The organism is Aquabacter cavernae (assembly GCF_003993795.1).
Lineage (GTDB): Bacteria > Pseudomonadota > Alphaproteobacteria > Rhizobiales > Xanthobacteraceae > Aquabacter > Aquabacter cavernae.
Genome location: NZ_RWKV01000008.1, coordinates 1,030,724 through 1,047,548, shown reverse-complemented (window position 1 = coordinate 1,047,548; position 16,825 = coordinate 1,030,724). Strand labels below are relative to the sequence as shown.

At 67.0% G+C, this 16,825-nt stretch carries 15 protein-coding genes; 9 read left to right on the top strand and 6 right to left on the bottom strand.

Annotated elements, in window-relative coordinates; all coding sequences use genetic code 11:
* Together EJJ38_RS09540 and EJJ38_RS09535 are read right to left on the bottom strand one after the other, a co-directional pair.
* On the bottom strand, positions 1 to 2,343 hold the full coding sequence (locus EJJ38_RS09540) for a hypothetical protein (RefSeq protein WP_127089834.1): 2,343 nt from the start codon (positions 2,341 to 2,343) through the stop codon (positions 1 to 3).
* A 117-nt stretch (positions 2,344 to 2,460) separates the two neighbouring features.
* The gene (locus EJJ38_RS09535; protein ID WP_127089833.1) at positions 2,461 to 2,985 is read right to left on the bottom strand and encodes a DedA family protein; all 525 of its coding nucleotides are present in this window, start codon (positions 2,983 to 2,985) and stop codon (positions 2,461 to 2,463) included.
* A 390-nt stretch (positions 2,986 to 3,375) separates the two neighbouring features.
* On the opposite strand from EJJ38_RS09535, the gene EJJ38_RS09530 reads away from it, so the two are divergent.
* Entirely contained in the window at positions 3,376 to 4,911 is a 1,536-nt protein-coding gene (locus EJJ38_RS09530) for a DEAD/DEAH box helicase (RefSeq protein WP_127089832.1), read from the top strand.
* A gap of 25 nt (positions 4,912 to 4,936) precedes the next feature.
* Positions 4,937 to 5,212 carry a translation initiation factor IF-1 gene (gene infA, locus EJJ38_RS09525; protein WP_127089831.1) on the top strand — a complete coding sequence of 92 codons (276 nt, stop codon included), beginning with the start codon at positions 4,937 to 4,939 and terminating at the stop codon, positions 5,210 to 5,212.
* Positions 5,213 to 5,336: 124 nt separating this feature from the next.
* Here the strand turns inward: infA and EJJ38_RS20295 are convergent, their stop codons facing one another.
* Positions 5,337 to 5,480, bottom strand: a complete 144-nt coding sequence (locus EJJ38_RS20295; protein ID WP_164738465.1) for a hypothetical protein — start codon at positions 5,478 to 5,480, stop codon at positions 5,337 to 5,339.
* Between the two features lie 311 nt (positions 5,481 to 5,791).
* On the opposite strand from EJJ38_RS20295, the gene EJJ38_RS09520 reads away from it, so the two are divergent.
* Genes EJJ38_RS09520 through EJJ38_RS09510 form a run of 3 tightly spaced genes read left to right on the top strand, consistent with a single transcriptional unit; the run spans position 5,792 to position 8,508 of the window.
* Positions 5,792 to 6,640, top strand: coding sequence for an ABC transporter ATP-binding protein (locus EJJ38_RS09520; protein ID WP_127089830.1), 849 nt, complete (start codon positions 5,792 to 5,794; stop codon positions 6,638 to 6,640).
* Positions 6,637 to 7,443, top strand: coding sequence for an ABC transporter permease (locus tag EJJ38_RS09515; protein WP_127089829.1), 807 nt, complete (start codon positions 6,637 to 6,639; stop codon positions 7,441 to 7,443). Before EJJ38_RS09520 ends, EJJ38_RS09515 begins: the two co-directional genes overlap by 4 nt.
* Positions 7,444 to 7,485: 42 nt before the next feature.
* The gene (locus EJJ38_RS09510) at positions 7,486 to 8,508 is read left to right on the top strand and encodes an ABC transporter substrate-binding protein (RefSeq protein ID WP_127089828.1); all 1,023 of its coding nucleotides are present in this window, start codon (positions 7,486 to 7,488) and stop codon (positions 8,506 to 8,508) included.
* Positions 8,509 to 8,517: 9 nt separating this feature from the next.
* Here EJJ38_RS09510 and EJJ38_RS09505 read toward each other — a convergent pair whose 3' ends face one another.
* The 3 genes from EJJ38_RS09505 to EJJ38_RS09495 all read right to left on the bottom strand — a co-directional run bounded on the left by EJJ38_RS09505 (position 8,518) and on the right by EJJ38_RS09495 (position 10,506).
* Positions 8,518 to 8,709 carry a hypothetical protein gene (locus EJJ38_RS09505; protein WP_127089827.1) on the bottom strand — a complete coding sequence of 64 codons (192 nt, stop codon included), beginning with the start codon at positions 8,707 to 8,709 and terminating at the stop codon, positions 8,518 to 8,520.
* 106 nt (positions 8,710 to 8,815) lie between these two features.
* A complete protein-coding gene (locus EJJ38_RS09500) occupies positions 8,816 to 9,313 on the bottom strand; it encodes a CinA family protein (protein WP_127089826.1) in 498 nt (165 codons plus the stop codon).
* On the bottom strand, positions 9,310 to 10,506 hold the full coding sequence (locus EJJ38_RS09495) for a bifunctional 2-C-methyl-D-erythritol 4-phosphate cytidylyltransferase/2-C-methyl-D-erythritol 2,4-cyclodiphosphate synthase (RefSeq protein WP_127089825.1): 1,197 nt from the start codon (positions 10,504 to 10,506) through the stop codon (positions 9,310 to 9,312). The genes EJJ38_RS09500 and EJJ38_RS09495 overlap by 4 nt, the downstream gene beginning before the upstream one ends.
* Positions 10,507 to 10,703: 197 nt before the next feature.
* On the opposite strand from EJJ38_RS09495, the gene dusB reads away from it, so the two are divergent.
* The 4 genes from dusB to EJJ38_RS09475 all read left to right on the top strand — a co-directional run bounded on the left by dusB (position 10,704) and on the right by EJJ38_RS09475 (position 16,609).
* The gene (gene dusB, locus EJJ38_RS09490) at positions 10,704 to 11,756 is read left to right on the top strand and encodes a tRNA dihydrouridine synthase DusB (RefSeq protein ID WP_127089824.1); all 1,053 of its coding nucleotides are present in this window, start codon (positions 10,704 to 10,706) and stop codon (positions 11,754 to 11,756) included.
* Positions 11,753 to 12,880 carry a two-component system sensor histidine kinase NtrB gene (locus EJJ38_RS09485; protein ID WP_127089823.1) on the top strand — a complete coding sequence of 376 codons (1,128 nt, stop codon included), beginning with the start codon at positions 11,753 to 11,755 and terminating at the stop codon, positions 12,878 to 12,880. The genes dusB and EJJ38_RS09485 overlap by 4 nt, the downstream gene beginning before the upstream one ends.
* Before the next feature lie 7 nt (positions 12,881 to 12,887).
* The gene (ntrC, locus tag EJJ38_RS09480) at positions 12,888 to 14,330 is read left to right on the top strand and encodes a nitrogen regulation protein NR(I) (protein WP_127089822.1); all 1,443 of its coding nucleotides are present in this window, start codon (positions 12,888 to 12,890) and stop codon (positions 14,328 to 14,330) included.
* A 65-nt stretch (positions 14,331 to 14,395) separates the two neighbouring features.
* Positions 14,396 to 16,609 (top strand): putative bifunctional diguanylate cyclase/phosphodiesterase, encoded by a 2,214-nt coding sequence (locus tag EJJ38_RS09475; protein WP_127089821.1) that lies wholly within the window; start codon positions 14,396 to 14,398, stop codon positions 16,607 to 16,609.
* The last annotated feature ends 216 nt before the right edge of the window (positions 16,610 to 16,825 follow it).

Genomic DNA, 16,825 nt, shown 5'->3' with positions numbered 1-16,825 from the left:
TTATTCCAGGATGGCCCGCGACCAGTAGGACCAGTCATAGGAGCAGTTGGCGCGGCAGGTGGTTTCCAGCCGCACGGAACTGGTGCCTGCCGGCAGGGCGAGCTGGGCCGTTTGCGGGCCGGCGTCGGCGGGTTCGTCAGTGGGGCTGAGGCAGCGCTCGAAGAGAGGTGCATCTCCCTCCGCCGGCAGAACCCGGAAGCACACGCCGTCTGGCTTGGTGACCATCTGTTTCCGCACGGGGCGCAGGCCGAATCCGAGATTCAGCCGTTGGGCTCCCGTGGTGGGTAGGGTGAGCATGGCGGGCGCGTGGGCGAACACACCTTCCTCCGACACCGAAAGCATGGGCGGCTTCATGGGATTTGCTGCGGCGAGGTCGGCGACTTGGGCGAACTTGGGGAAGGCGCCCTTCGGTGCGTCCGGGATCTCAAAAGGCTGAACGGAGACGGAGATATCCGGCCGGTAGAAATACGCGCCAATGCCCTCAGCCACCACCGAGATGGAGGTGACCTTCGGCATCGGATCCCGTGTCCATTTCGCATTGAGGAGAAGTTTCAGGGCCGCCGTGGTCCCTACGACCGGCGACAGCAGGAAGCCCTCGCGCGCAATGGCGGGGATGAGCCGGTAGGAGGACCGGCTGCCATCCGAGGCGGTCACCACGAACTGAAGAATGGGGGGGCGGAAGGCAATGGCCGCGATCTTGCCGAGCCAGTTTTTTTGCACGTCGATGCGCACAAAGATCGGGCTCGTGGGCTCCAACTGGAGCGTCGCATTCAGCCGCGTTCCCATCTGGGTCGGCGGGCCGAGCAGATCGGGAAGGGGGGTCTGCCGCCGCACCATCCAAATGTTATCATCGACTTCGCCCTTCACCTCATAGCGCTGGAAAAAGAGCGGCCAGAGCGGGCCTTCGGCCATGGCGGGATAGCGCCCGTCGATGGAGATGGGTTTCAGAAGCAGGTTGGCGGGTGCGCGATCGCTCTCGAAGAACGTCCGGTTTGCGGCGATCGTGGCGGAAGAATAAGTCGTATATTCCTGCACTGTCGGGCGTGGCAGGAAGAGTTCCCCGCTGGCGATGAGTTCCGCCTGCTCGGATGCGATCACGTCCACGCCGCCTTCGAAATGGGGCATGGGATGCGCCGCCCGGACCGCGGCCAGTGCCTGCTCCCGGCCCTGTTCCAGATTATGCCACCAAGTCTGGGGAGACAGCACCGCGGCGTAGATCGACTGTACTTCCCGCGTGCCCGCCTCGATCCGCTGAAGCGGTGTAGATGGGGGAATATTCTCTGGCTTGAGCGCGAGCAGCGCTCCACCGAACGAGACGGCCAACGGAATAATCGCCAGTGCGGCCATGCGGGGGGAGGGGCCCGTGATTGCGGTCGGCCAGCGCACGGCGATGAACAAACTGGTGGCCCAGCAGAGGCCCGCCCAGCCTGCCAGTTGGTGCATGTCGAAGCGAACGAACCCCGCCTTGAAGCAGAGGAACATGTAGCCACCGAACATCAGCAGCAGGGAAATCTCCACGAAGGGGGAGCTTCCCTTGCGCAGTCCCCGGATGGTGCTGGCGATGATCACCACCGCCAGGACGATGGCGCCGCCAAGGAACAGCGCCAGTTGTTGCCAATTCCCATCCAGGCTCATGGCCTCCGCATAGCCTGAGGAGGTGTCCAGGCTCATGGCAAGGTAAAGCGGGAAGTCAGCGAGCCGGCTGCCGGTAACGATGAAGATGACGAATAACAAAATCGGAATGCATAAGACGTGGCTGAATACCTGTCGGCGGCGGATCGCGTCGATATCGAGGATCAGGGCGCAGAGCAGGACCATGGGCAGGACCGAGAATTTCGCTGCCACCAGCCCCGCCGCGGCGAGGCAGAACAGCAGCGAAGATGCCAGGCCTCCGCGGCGTGGCGACTGGAGGCGCGCCGCGGCGAACAACAAAGGCAGGGCGAAATAGGCGGTATCCGTATGCGCAATGGGCCCTAGCATGGGGACGAAGAGCAGAACGGAGGCGAAGAACGGGCGCCCGTCCCTGAACATCAGATAGGCTGCCTGGGCGAAGGCCAGGACCACCACCACTGAGAAAAACACCGCTATGGGCGCGAGGTTGGGGTGGAAGTAGCGCGTGTAAAGGATGGAGAGCGGGCCGCCCGTAAAGATCAGGTCGCGGCCTTGGCTGGCCCCTGCGGCTGTTCGTTCCACAAGGGTGGCTGCCCAAGACGGATCCAGGCCGTCTCCAAGGAAGCCGAAGCGGGTGATGGTAAGGGCACCAAGAACAAGGAAAGCGAAGGCCAAGGCCCCGCCAAGGGAATAGAACCGGCGGGGCAGACTAATGGGAAGAGTGTCCTGCATTCCTCGTCTTCCGGTCAAAAATGCGCCTGTGAGGTGACGCATGACCAGAGAGAATCAAGCGTGCGCCCCGAGCAGCAAAGAAATCTTAGACCCTTGAACCTCAAATTCCGGCGAACCTCAATGCCCCATCAGTTTGAGCGCGGCGGCGCCAGGGGCCAGCATGGCGAAGGCCCACAGGGCCGCGCTGCCGATATTGGCGATCTGGAACGGGATCTGGCGCATGGCCATGATGCCGGCCACCAGCGGGATGATGGCGCGCAGCGGGCCGAAGAAACGGCCGATGGCGACGCTCCAGAAGCCGAAGCGGTGGAAGAAGGCTTCGGCCCGTTCCACCAGTTCCGGGTGGCGCGAGAGCGGCCAGAAGCCGCGCGCCTGGTCCTTGTAGCGCCAGCCGATCCAATAGGAGACCCAGTCGCCGAGGATGGCGCCGATGGTGGCGGCCGCCCACATGGGCAGCATGGGGATGCCGCTGGCCTCGATCAGCGCGCCGATGCCCAGCAAGAGCGCGGTCGCGGGCACGAACAGCGAAACAAGGGCGATCGATTCCCCGAAGGCGACGGCGAAGACGATGAACGGCGCCCATTCCTGATTGGCGCGGACGAAGTCAGTGGTGGCCGTCAACAGCGATGAAAAGTCGAACATGAATCCTCCGGCGGCTCATTTCGCCGCCCTGGGGGCCTTACGCAAGGGGAGATTGTCGGTCTGCATTGGCAAATGCCCCCGCACCGCACGCTCTGCCACGCACTTGTGACCGTTTCCCGGTGGGGTGCCTCACTTTGTCTTGAAAAATCCATGGATCTGGGCCATATGAGCGCTCGCAGCAATCGGCGGTGTCCCCATTGGACCGGAGCGATTGCTCCTCGGGCCGCGTAGCGGAAGCGGTGGAGCGCCAGAGGCGTTCCCGTCGGTTTTGCCCGATACCCTATTTGATTTGCGACAGCCCAGGCCACGCGGGGTGTCATATCCCTCGCGAATGCGCGGCGCGCGGCTTTGCCAGCGCGACAGCGGCGTTCGCCGCATGAAAGACAGAGCTTGACCTCGTTTTCCGAACTCGGCCTTGCCGAGCCCATCGTCCGCGCCTTGACCGAAGAGCGCCATGTCACGCCCACGCCCATCCAGGCCGAGGCGATCCCCCACATCCTTTCCGGCCGCGACCTCATCGGCATTGCCCAGACGGGGACCGGCAAGACGGCGGCGTTCGCGCTGCCCATCCTGGACCATCTCGCCCGCCATCCGGCCCGGCCCCTGCCGAAGACCGCGAAGGTGCTGATCCTCTCGCCCACCCGCGAGCTGTCGGCGCAGATCCAGGAGAATTTCGAGAAGTTCGGCCGGCACCTCAACCTGTCGGTGGCGCTTGCCATCGGCGGCGTGCCCATGGGCCGCCAGATCCGCGCGCTCCATCCGGGCGTGGACGTTCTGGTGGCCACCCCCGGCCGCCTCATGGACCTCGTGGAGAACCGCGCCCTCACCCTCGACAAGGTGAGCGTGTTCGTCCTCGACGAAGCCGACCAGATGCTGGACATGGGCTTCGTCCATGCCATCCGCGCCATCGTGCGCCGGCTGCCGGCCAAGCGCCACAGCCTGTTCTTCTCGGCCACCATGCCGGGCGCCATCTCCGACCTCGCCAAGTCCATGCTGCACGAGCCCGTGACCGTGGCCGTGACGCCGGTGGCCAAGACCGCCGACCGCGTGGACCAGCGGGTGATCCTGGTGGACAAGCAGGCCAAGCCCGCGCTGCTGGCCGAGCTGCTGACCTCCGAGCCCGTGGACCGCGCCCTGGTTTTCGCCCGCACCAAGCATGGCGCGGACAAGGTGGTGCGCGCCCTCGCCAAGGCCGGTCATGTGGCCGAGGCGATCCACGGCAACAAGTCCCAGAACCAGCGTGACCGCGTGCTCGCCGCTTTCCGCGAGGGCACGGTGCGCACCCTGGTGGCCACCGATATCGCCGCGCGCGGCATCGATGTGACGGGCGTCAGCCACGTCTTCAATTTCGACCTGCCCAACGTGCCGGAATCCTATGTCCACCGCATCGGGCGCACCGCCCGCGCGGGGCGTGAAGGCATCGCCATCTCGTTCTGCGACGGCGAGGAGCGGGCCTATCTGAAGTCCATCGAGAAGCTCATCAAGATGCAGCTTCCCCTGACGGACCGTCGCCCCCAGTCGGGCACGGCGCCCGCGCCGCTTCCCCCGGATGCGCCCGGCACGAGCCGTGCCCGCGACGAGGGTCGTCCCCAGAATTCCGGTCGTCCCGGCGGCGCCCAGCGCGGTCGCGGTGGTCGGGGCGGGGAGGGCCAGGAAGGCCGTCCGCAGCAGGGCCGCGCCAATGGCGGCCGCTCCGAGGGCCGCAACGCCCCGGCGGGCGGCGGGCGCCAGGGTGATGGCCGCAAGCCGGACCAGCGTGGTGAGGCGCGCAAGAGCGAGGGCCGCCCGGCCCAGCGGCGCGAGGATCAGCGGGGCGGCGGCAAGCCGGCTCCCGCGCAGGGTGCCGGCATCGGCGCCGTGGGTTTCATGCGGACGGCTCCGGCGCGTGGCGGCAAGCCCGACACCGGCTCGCGCGGCCCGCGTTGAATTCGGAACAACTGGAGAATTCTATATGGCGAAGGAAGAACTGCTGGAATTTGAAGGAACGGTCACGGAAGTTCTGCCGGACGGCAACTTCCGTGTGCGGCTCGACAATGATCATCAAATTCTGGCGTATGCCGCTGGAAAGATGAAGAAAAACCGCATCCGTACCATCGAGGGCGATCGGGTCGTGGTGGAGATGTCTCCGTACGATCTGGACCGCGGGCGCATCAATTTCCGCCACAAGGCGGAAGGCTCCATGCCCCCGCCCGGCGCCCGCCGCCAGCAGAATTTCCGTCGCCGCTGATCCAGCCTCAGCATCGCGGCCCGGCAGCATCGGCCGGGCCGAGACAATGTGCCCCGGGCCGTGCCTGCTCGGGGCCGTCGCGGCGTTTCCGCCGATCGCCCGTTCCATGGCTTGAGCGCCCGGCTCAGACGGAATGGGCAAAGTCCAGCGTGATATCAAGGGCGATGGCACGCGCCTCGACCTTGAAGCGCCGTCGCAGCACATAACGATCCAGCACGCTGAATTCGGACAAGGCGATGCGGGCTCCCGCCCGCATGTAGTCGGTCATCTCAGCCTGTTGGGAAAAGCTGCCTCAGGCTCCCGAATCAAGCACCCCGGCGAAGGCCGGACCTTTGCCAGGCAAGCGGTCTCGCTGCCATGGGCGCTTCCAAAAGAAAACCCGTGTCCCGCTCCGGCGCAGCGCCATCGCGCGTGCCGCCGGCAGGGACCCTTTGCCTTCGGTTGCAGGGTCGCTAACCTCCTTTCGCCGCTGCCGCTTCACGGTCCGTACCGGACGAGGCGGCATCGGCCAAAGACGTGGGAGGGGCGGGCTTGTCCGCCACCGATCCGCAGACGCGCCCAGGCGCGGACGGAGGAAAGATGGGAGGAGCAAGCGTGGCGCCGCTGCATGCGGGGGAGGCGCGGCATAGCCGCGCCGTGGCCCTGTCCGGCATCCGCATCACATTCACCGGCCGGGGCGGGGAGCAGTTCACCGCCGTGGAGGGCGTGGACCTTCATGTGGCCGACGGTGAGTTCGTGGCCATTGTCGGGCCCACCGGCTGCGGCAAGTCCACCTTGCTGAACGCGACCGCCGGCCTGCTGGTGCCAAGTGCCGGGACGGTGGCCATTTTCGGCGAACCCTTGTCGGGCCTGAACCGGCGCGCGGGATACCTCTTCCAGGCCGAGGCGCTGTTTCCCTGGAAGAGCGCCGTGGACAATGTGGCCATCGGCCTGGAGGTGGCCGGGACCGATCCCGGCGAGGCGCGCGCGCGAGCCCGCGACTGGCTCGGCCGCGTGGGCCTTTCCGCCTTCGCGGAGCGCTATCCGCATCAATTGTCCGGCGGCCAGCGCAAGCGCGTGGGCCTCGCCCAGGTGCTGATCCGCGACCCCAAGATCCTCCTCATGGACGAGCCCTTCGGCCCGCTGGATGCCCAGACCCGCCAGATCATGGGCAACATGCTGCTGGACCTGTGGAACGCCGAGCGCAAGGCCGTGATGTTCGTGACCCACGACCTGGAAGAGGCCATCGCGCTGGCCGACCGGGTGGTGATCATGGGGGCGGGGCCCGCCTCTCGCATCATCGGGGAATGGCGCATCGGCCTTCCCCGGCCGCGCGATATCTCGGAGATCCGCATGGAGCCCGCCTTCCATGCCCTGCACCGGGAGATCTGGTCGGCGCTGCGGGATGAAGTGGTGAAGGGTTATCGCCAGGCGGAGGAGCCGGCATGAAGCGCGCGCGGCTGCTGTTTCTCCAGGTGCTGGTGGCGGTGGTGCTCATCGCCGTCTGGCATTTCGGCTCCACCGTGAAGGTGCCCGCCGGCATCGTCTCGCAGAAGGCGTTCTATCCTCTCGATCCCTTCTTCTTCTCCACGCCGCTGGCGGTGTTCCAGCGCACCTGGAGGGACTTCTACACGGGGGTCATCTGGTATCACCTCGGCATCACGCTGCTGGAAACGGCGCTGGCCTTCGTCATCGGCGCGGCGGGCGGGGTGCTGGTGGGGTTCTGGTTCGCCCGCAAGCAGATGCTGGCGGCGGTGTTCGACCCCTATGTGAAGATGGCGAACGCGCTGCCCCGCGTGGTCCTGGCGCCCATCTTCGCCTTGTGGCTCGGGCTCGGCATCTGGTCGAAGGTGGCGCTGGGGGTGACGCTGGTCTTCTTCATCGTCTTCTTCAACGTCTATCAGGGCGTGAAGGAGGTGAGCCCCACGGTGCTCGCCAATGCGCGCATGCTGGGCATGAGCGAGCGCCATCTCATGCGGCATGTCTATTGGCCCTCGGCCCTCACCTGGATGTTCTCCTCGCTCCACACAGCCGTCGGCTTCGCGCTGGTGGGCGCGGTGGTGGGTGAATATCTCGGCTCGGCTGCGGGGCTCGGCTATCGCATTCACCAGGCGGAGGGCGTGTTCGACGTGACGGGCGTCTTCTCCGGCATGCTGGTGCTGGCCGTGTTCGTCATCCTCATCGACGCCGTAGTCACGGCCGTCGAAAATCGTCTTACCGTCTGGCGGCCTACGGCCGCCGGGCAGTCATGACCGGCCGGACCTGTCCGGCCCCATAAAAGAAGGAGGAAACCCATGAAACTGTTCGCGAAGGCCGCCCTCGCGGCGCTCGCCGGGCTGCTGCTGGCCGCGCCCGCCACGGCCCAGACCGCCGAAAAGCCGAAACTGACCCTGGGGGTCGGCGGAAAGCCGCTGCTCTATTACCTGCCGCTCACCATCGCGGAGCGGAACGGTTACTTCAAGGAACAGGGCCTCGACGTCACCATCAATGATTTCGGCGGTGGCGCGAAGTCGCTCCAGGCGTTGATCGGCGGCTCCATCGACGTGGTGACGGGCGCCTATGAGCACACCATCCGCATGCAGGCCAAAGGCCAGGACATCGTCTCGGTCATCGAGCTCGGCCGCTATCCCGGCATCGTGCTGGTGGTGGCCAAGGACAAGGCCGAGAAATACAAGGCCATCAAGGATCTGAAGGGCGCCAAGATCGGTGTCACCGCGCCCGGCTCCTCAACCAATTTCTTCGTCAACTTCCTGCTGGCCAAGAACGGCCTGTCTCCGGAGGACGTGGCCTTCGTGGGCGTGGGCGGCGGCGCCTCGGCGGTGGCGCAGATGAAGCGCGGCGAGATCGACGCCATGTCGAATCTCGACCCGGTCATCACCAAGCTGCAGAGCGACGGCGATGTGGTCGTGCTGGCGGATTCGCGCACGGTGGAAGGCAACGAGAAGATTTTCGGCGGCCAGAATCCGGCGGCGGTTCTCTACATGAAGACCGACTTCGTGAAGGAGAATCCCATCACCACCCAGAAGCTCACAAATGCCTTCTACAAGGCGCTCCAGTGGCTGAAGACCGCGACCCCGGAGGACGTGGCCAAGGTGGTGCCGGAGGAATATCTGCTGGGCGACCGCACGCTGTACATCGCCGCCGTGACCGCCTCCAAGCCCACCTATTCGCTCACCGGCATCATTCCGGAGAGCGGCATGAAGAATGCCCTCGGCATGCTGGTGGAGTTCGATCCCGAGCTGAAGGCCGCCAAGATCGACCTCGCCAAGACCTTTGACGGCAGCTTCGTGAAGAAGGCGGCCGAGACCATCAAATGAGGGCAGGGGTCAGGAGACGGTCGAGCCGAATCCGAGGCCGTCTCCGCCCACGTCCGGGTTGTTGCGGGTGAGGGCGGCGAGGCATATCTCGACCACGGCCGGGGTGTGCCACGGACGGCGGGCGGGTGGCGCGGCATTTGTGCACCACGCGCCCGCGCCCGGCTCGGCCGCTGCCGAAGCGGACAACAGGAACTCATCCATCAGGCACGCTTCCAGTGGATCGTTTGTATCCAGGATCGGCGTTTGCGGCTAGCTGTCCAGCAGCCCAGAGTTGGTGCCTGGGTGCCGCTGCATCCTTGGCTAAGCTTCAGATCGGCCTGGCCAACTCTTCCAGCATCTCCAGCGCCACGCCCACCGACTTGCGGCGGATCTCGTCGCGCTCCAGCGGGCCGAAGCGCATCTCCCGGCCCACCAGTTGCCCGTCGCTGCGCGCGCAGGCGAAATGCACGAGGCCCACGGGCTTTTCCAGCGATCCCCCGCCCGGGCCGGCGACGCCGGTGATGGAGACGGCAAGGCCGGTTCGGGCCGCTGCAAGCGCGCCGAGTGCCATTTCCCGCGCGGTCTGTTCGCTGACCGCGCCATAGGTGGCGAGCGTCGCCTCCGACACGCCCAGCATGGCCGTCTTCGCCGCATTCGAATAGGTGACGAACCCACGATCCACCACGTCGGACGAGCCTGGTATGGCGGTGAGCGCGCCGGCCACGAGGCCGCCGGTGCAGGATTCGGCCGTGGCGATGGTGAGGCCGGCCGTCCGGCAGTGGGCGAGAACGGTTTCGGCCTGGGCGTAAAGCGTCGGGTCGATCATGGCGTCTCGGTCTCCTCGGGCAGCGTTTCCTCGGGCAGGCGGATGGTGGCGGAGGCCATGGCGGCGATGCCTTCGCGCCGCCCCGTGAAGCCGAGGCGCTCGGTGGTGGTCGCCTTCACGCTGATGCGGCTCACGGGAAGCCCGACGATCTCAGAGATGCAGGCGCGGATGGCGTCCCGGTGCGGCCCCACCTTGGGGGCTTCGCAGATGAGGGTCAGGTCCAGATGGGCGATGACGCCGCCGCGTGCCCGTACCCGCTCCGCCGCGAAGGCGAGGAAGCGGTCGGAGGTGGCGCCCTTCCATTGCGGGTCGCTGGGCGGGAAATGCGCGCCGATATCCCCGTCGCACAGGGCGCCGAGAATGGCGTCGGTGAGGGCGTGCAGGCCCACATCGGCATCCGAATGCCCATCCAGCCCTTGCGAGAAGGGGATGGCGAGGCCGCCGAGCATCACATGGTCGCCGGGGCCGAAGGCGTGGACGTCGAAGCCCGTTCCCATGCGGACATCGTCGAGCCGGGGCGTGAGCGCGGCATCGGCGCGCGCGAGGTCGGCGGGATGGGTGAGCTTCACGTTCTGCGCCTCGCCTTCAAAGACCTGCACATTGTGGCCGGCCGATTCCATCACTGCGGCGTCGTCCGTCAGGCCCATGCGGCCCGCCGCGAGCGCTGCCGCATGGGCCGCGCGCAGATTGTCATAGCTGAACGCCTGGGGGGTCTGCACGGCCCGCAGACCGGCCCTGTCCGGCGTGCCGGAAACAAGGCCCGCGTCGTCCACGCTTTTCACCGTATCGGTCACCGGCAGGCCGGGAATCGCGGCGCCGTGCTCGGCACCCGCCGCAATGGCCCGCGCTATAAGCGCCTGGGAGACGAAGGGGCGGGCGGCGTCGTGCACCAGCACGATGTCCGGCGCCAGATCCGCCAGCGCTTCCAGGCCCGCTTGCACGGATGCCTGGCGATCGGCGCCGCCGGCCACGGGTGGGCGCAGCTTGGCCAGGCCCGCGCATGCCGCCTCATAGAGGGCCGCGTCGTCGGGATGAAACACCACCTGGACCGCCGCGATGCCCGGATGGGCGCACAGGGCCGCGAGGGTGCGACGCAAAACGCTCTGCCCGCCGACACTATGATATTGTTTTGGCAGAGCACCACCGGCGCGGCTTCCGCGCCCTGCTGCCACCACGATTGCCGCACACAGCATCGTCACGGGTCCACCCTTGTTTCCCGGTCCTTGAAGCGCGGGCGCGCGCCCGCCGCAAGGGGCAAGGTGCTGCGGGCGCCGAGAGGGCTTCCGGAAGGGCTGGTGGCGCACCTTTCAGCGTGCCGGAATAGCGCGATTAGCGATCGATCACACTGCCCTTGCGCGGTCAGAACGAATGTCTAGAATGTAGGCAGATCATGGGTGGCCTAATTTCTGTGCAGGATAATACCGCGTCTTCCCTCCCGCCGCTTCGCATCGGCCCGCACGCACTGGACAATCCGGTGCTTCTCGCGCCCATGGCCGGCATCACCGATGCGCCCGTGCGGCGCATGGCCGTGCGGCATGGGGCGGGGCTCGTCGTGTCCGAGATGGTGGCGAGCGAGGCTCTCCTGAGCGGGCATGCGGAAATGACCCTGCGGGCCGAGCGCGCGGGCGCGCCGCTCCATGCGGTGCAGCTTGCGGGCAACGATCCGCACTGGATGGCCGAAGCCGCGCGCATGGCCGAGGCCGAGGGCGCGGACATCATCGACATCAATATGGGCTGCCCCGCCAAGCGCGTGACCACGGGCGCCGCCGGGGCCGCCTTGCTGCGCGACCTGCCCCTGGCGGCCCGCATCCTGGAGGCGGTACGCGCCGCCGTTCGCCTGCCGGTGACCGTGAAGACCCGCCTCGGCTGGGAGGAGGGCGCCCCTACGGCGCCCATCCTCGCTACGCTCGCGGAGAAAGCCGGCCTCGCTTTGGTGACGGTGCACGGCCGCACCCGCTGCCAGTTCTACAAGGGGCAGGCCGACTGGGCGGCCATCCGCGCGGTCACGCAGGCGGTGTCCCTTCCCGTGGTGGCCAATGGCGACCTGACCGACGCACAGGATGCGCCCGCCATGCTGGCCGCTTCCGGTGCGGCCGGCGTCATGATCGGGCGCGGCGCCCAAGGGCGGCCATGGTTTCCGGGCCATGTGGCGCGCTTCCTCGCCACCGGCCACATGCCCGCCTCGCCGAGCCTCGATGCGCAGCGCGACATGCTGCTGGAATTGTATGACGGCTGGCTCTCCCTCTACGGGACGGAGATGGGCGTGCGGCAGGCGCGCAAGCATGTGGGCTGGACGCTGGAGGCCGCCGCTCAGGAGGCCGCCGCGCCCGCTGGATGGCCGTCCTCCTGGCGCGCGCGGCTGCTGACGTGCGAGGAACCGGAGGCGGTCCGGACGGGGATTCGGGCGGCGTTCGACGAACTCAATTGGAGGGCCGCAGCATGAAGGCGGACACGAAGCGGCGTCCCGAGCCGGAGGCGAATCTGTCCCGCGCCATTCTGGATGCGGTGCCCCATCCGGTGCTGACGCTGTCCGATACCGGCCAGATCGTGGATGCCAATGTGGCGGCCGAAGCGTTTTTCGAGGTGAGCCTGCCGGTCCTGCGCCGGCGCGCCTTCGCGGAATTCGTGCCCTTCGGCACCCCGCTCCTGGGCCTGATCGATCAGGTGCGCGCGCGGGGCGCGCCGGTCAACGAATACCGGGTGGACCTCGGCACGCCCCGTAATGGCGGCGAGCGCACCGTGGACATTCATGTGGCGCCGGTGGCGGAACGGCCGGGCCATGTGGTGGTGATGCTCCAGGAGCGCACCATCGCCGACAAGATGGACCGCCAGCTCACCCATCGCGGCGCCGCCCGGTCGGTGAGCGCCTTGGCTTCCATGCTGGCCCACGAGATCAAGAACCCTCTGTCGGGCATCCGCGGTGCGGCGCAATTGCTGGAACAGTCTGCCGGGGACGAGGACCGGGCGCTCACCCGGCTCATCTGCGACGAGGCGGACCGGATCGTGAAGCTGGTGGACCGCATGGAGGTGTTCTCCGACGAGCGCCCCGTGGAGCGCGAGCCGGTGAACATCCATGCCGTTCTGGAGCATGTGCGCACGCTGGCGGCTTCGGGCTTCGCGCGCCATGTGCGCTTCGTGGAGGAATACGATCCCTCCCTGCCGCCGGTCTTCGCCAATCGCGACCAGCTCATCCAGGTGTTCCTCAATCTGGTGAAGAATGCGGCGGAAGCGATAGACGGCGACGGCGACGGGGAAATCCAACTCACCACGGCCTTCCGCCCCGGCGTGCGGCTCACCGTTCCGGGCACCACGAGCCGGGTCAGCCTGCCGCTGGAATTCTGCGTGAAGGACAACGGTAAGGGCGTGCCGGAGGACCTGCTGCCCCACCTGTTCGATCCGTTTGTCACCACCAAGCCGACCGGAACTGGCCTCGGCCTTGCATTGGTCGCGAAGATCATCGGGGACCACGGCGGCATCGTTGAATGCGACAGCCAGCCCCGTCGAACCACCTTCCGGGTGCTCCTGCCCATGTATCGCGGCAAGCGCGCCTCTGCCGAAGACAACTGAGGGATCCATGCCGACAGGAAGCATCCTGGTCGCTGACGACGACGCAGCCATCCGCACCGTGCTCAACCAAGCCCTGTCCCGGGCGGGCTATGAGGTGCGTTCCTGCGGCAACGCGGCCACCTTGTGGCGATGGGTCAGCCAGGGGGATGGCGATCTCGTGATCACCGACGTGGTGATGCCCGACGAGAACGCCTTCGACCTCCTGCCCCGTATCAAGAAGGCGCGGCCGGATCTGCCGGTCATCGTCATGAGCGCGCAGAACACGTTCATGACCGCCATCCGCGCCTCCGAGCGCGGCGCCTATGAATATCTGCCCAAGCCCTTCGACCTGAAGGAGCTGATCTCCATCGTCGGCCGCGCCCTCGCGGAGCCGAAGAAGGCGGATATACGCGGGCATGGCGGCGATGAGCAGGACAATATCCCGCTGGTGGGCCGCTCGCCCGCCATGCAGGAAATCTACCGCCTGCTCGCCCGCCTCATGCAGACCGACCTCACCGTGATGATCGCGGGTGAGAGCGGCACCGGGAAGGAACTGGTGGCCCGCGCGCTGCATGATTACGGCAAGCGCCGCTCCGGCCCGTTCGTCGCCATCAACATGGCCGCCATCCCGCGCGACCTCATCGAGAGCGAGCTGTTCGGCCACGAGAAGGGCTCCTTCACCGGCGCCACCACCCGCAATCCCGGTCGCTTCGAGCAGGCCGAGGGCGGCACGCTGTTCCTGGATGAGATCGGCGACATGCCCATGGAGGCGCAGACCCGCCTCCTGCGCGTGCTGCAGCAGGGCGAATACACGACGGTGGGCGGGCGCACGCCCATCAAGACCGACGTGCGCATCATCGCCGCCACCAACAAGGATCTGCGCACCCTCATCCAGCAGGGTCTGTTCCGCGAGGACCTGTTCTTCCGCCTCAACGTGGTGCCCCTGCGGCTGCCGCCGCTGCGCGAGCGGGCGGAGGATGTGCCGGATCTGGTGCGCCACTTCTTCCTCCAGGCGGAGCGGGAAGGGCTGCCCGCCAAGCAGATCGACGCGGCGGCCCTCGACCGCCTGAAGCGCTATCGCTGGCCGGGCAATGTGCGCGAGCTTGAGAATCTGGTGCGGCGCCTCGCGGCGCTCTATCCCCAGGACATCATCTCGCTGGGCATCATCGAGGCGGAGCTGTCCGAGCCCGCGCCGAACTCCCTCTCCGAGGACGGACCCGCCGATGCCACCCTCGGGGCCTCGGTGGAGCGCCATCTCAATGCGTATTTCGGCGGCTTCGGCGAGGACCTTCCCCCACCCGGCCTCTATCACCGCATCCTCAGGGACGTGGAATATCCCCTCCTGTCGGCCGCTCTGGCCGCGACGCGGGGGAACCAAATCAAGGCGGCTGAATTACTTGGCCTGAATCGGAATACGCTCCGCAAGAAGATCCGCGACCTCGACATCCAGGTGATCCGTACAAATCGTTAGTGTTATAACGGCCTCGCTTGAGATTGCCGATTTCGTGGGCACAGGCATAATCGCATTCGGGAGACTTGCGAGGTCTGGTTGTGGCCGCCGAGGGAGACTGGCCTGAATATTTGCTGCGGGTCCTCAATGTCTTCATTGAGGACATCGGCACGCGCCGCGAATGGATAGACGCCCTTCCGCCTCTGTTCGCAGCGCTTGCCGATGCGCGCGGCTATGACCGGGTCGCGCTGTTCCGCGTGCACGAGGCCTGCGATGCGGGGCTTGCCGTCTCCTGCCGCATGGACTGGGCCCGCCCGGGTCTCGCTCTACTTACCGATACGGTCCACCCCTCGGTCCGCCCGGCTCAGGCCGACGCCACCCAGCGCGAGTGGGCCGAGCGCCGCACACGGGGCGAGATGATCGAAGGGATCGGGGATGACCTGCCCGGCTATCTCGGGACCTATTTCCGGACGAACGGGATCATCCGCTTCCTCACCATTCCGGTAATGGTGGACGGGCGCTGGTGGGGGCACCTGTGCGTCAGCCTGCCGGACCGGACCCATGTCTGGTCAGAGGCGGAGCGCGCGGCGCTCCAGGCCATCGCCCGGGTGATGGCGCATTTCGAAACATGGTCGCGGGCGGAACTGCAGGTGGTGGAAGCCTCCCGCACCGTCATGCTCACCACCGCGCTCGACGGCATCATTTCCATCGACGAGGCCGGCCTGATCATCGAGTTCAATCCGGCGGCCGAAAGCATGTTCGGCCTGCGGCGATCCGACGTGATCGGACGCTCGCTCGGCGATACGGTGATCCCGTCCCAACACCAGCATTCCCATCGCGACGGCCTCGAAGCCTATCTCGCCGGCGGAAGCCCGCGGCTGCTGGGGCAGCGGGTGGAGACACAGGGGCGGCGTGCGGATGGCGAAGTGTTTCCGCTGGAGCTGACCGTCACGGAAATCCGGGCCGGTGCCCGCCGCCTGTTCACCGCCTATCTGCGCGACATTTCAGATCGGGTGGCGTCGCAGGCGGCGCTGGAGCGCCTCGCCTTCGAGGATGCCGTGACAGGTCTGCCGAATCGCGCCGGCCTCCTGCGGCGCACGCTGTCCGACCCCGGACAGAACCTGCGCGGGGCTGTGGTGCTGCGGCTGCCGGACCTCGCTTTGCTCTCCGCCAGCCTCGGCGACGTGTTTGTCGATCCCATCCTCCGGGCACTGACGCGGCGCCTGGAGGGCCTCATGCCGCCCGGCACCCATCTGGCCCGCACCGGCGAAAGCGAGTTCGCGGCCGTGGTTCCCTGCGAGGAGACCATGAAGCAGGTGGGCGGGCTGATCGCGGAGGCGATCCAGGCGCCGGTGGAGACCGAGGGGCGGCGCTTCTATGTGCAAGGCCGGATCGGCATCGCCAAGGGGGAGGGCGCGGTGGACACCCTGCTGCGTGATGCGGAACTGGCCTCGCGCTGGGAGGGGCTCCGCGCGCGCATGTTCAGCGAATCCCTGCGTGCCCGGCATCAGCACCAGCTCGATTTGGAAAACAGCCTGCGCGAGGTGCTGCTCCAGCGCTCGGACGCGCTGTTTCCGGTCTTCCAGCCCATTCGCGACATCGGCTCCGGCCGCATCGCCGGCTTCGAGGCGCTCGCGCGCTGGCGCCATCCGATCCACGACACGGTGCCCCCTTCCGACTTCATCCCGCTGGCGGAGACGGTCGGCCTTGCGGACCGCCTCGGGGAGGAGATCCTCGACAAGGCCTCGCGGGCCTGCGCCCAATGGAACAGGCATCGCCGGGAGAGGGGCCTTCCGCCGCGCTATGTCTCGGTGAATCTGTCCGCCACCCAGCTCTCGGCTCCCGACCTCGTCACCCGCATCGCCCGGATCCTGGAACGCAACCAACTGCCGGGCGCCCAGATCTGCTTCGAGCTGACGGAAAGTGCCATCCTCTCGCACCCCACTTTGGCCGGACGCATGCTGCAGGACCTGCGAAACATGGGATGCGGCATCGCCATCGACGATTTCGGAACCGGCTATTCGAGCCTCAGCTATCTGCAGGGCCTGCCGGCGGACGCCATCAAGATGGACCGCTCCTTCGTCCTCGATCTGGAAAAGGACCAGCGCAGCCACCGCATCGTTCAGGTTCTGGTGGAACTGGCCCACACCTTGGGCATGACGGTCGTCGCGGAAGGAGTGGAAACGTCCGGCGCGCTCGACCTCGTGCGGGCGGCGGGCTGCGATTATGCTCAGGGCTTCCTTCTCGGCCGCCCCATGCCGGTGGATCAGGCGACGCTGCTCGGCGACTGGTTCCACTGAGGCCAAGCGGGCACGATCCATAATTGTAAGAATAGGTTAGCCAAAAGGCGGAACCTGCGTGCGCCGTGCGCGATCTTCTGTGGGCGGCGGGCTCGGAAGCGCCCGTCGGCAAACTTCTCCATTCCGTCTGTCACATTTTTGCACCAGTGTCGTTCCACTGCATCAGTTGGCGGATGGCGGAACGGGAGACCGACTTTGACTGGCTTCAGGCGGCGC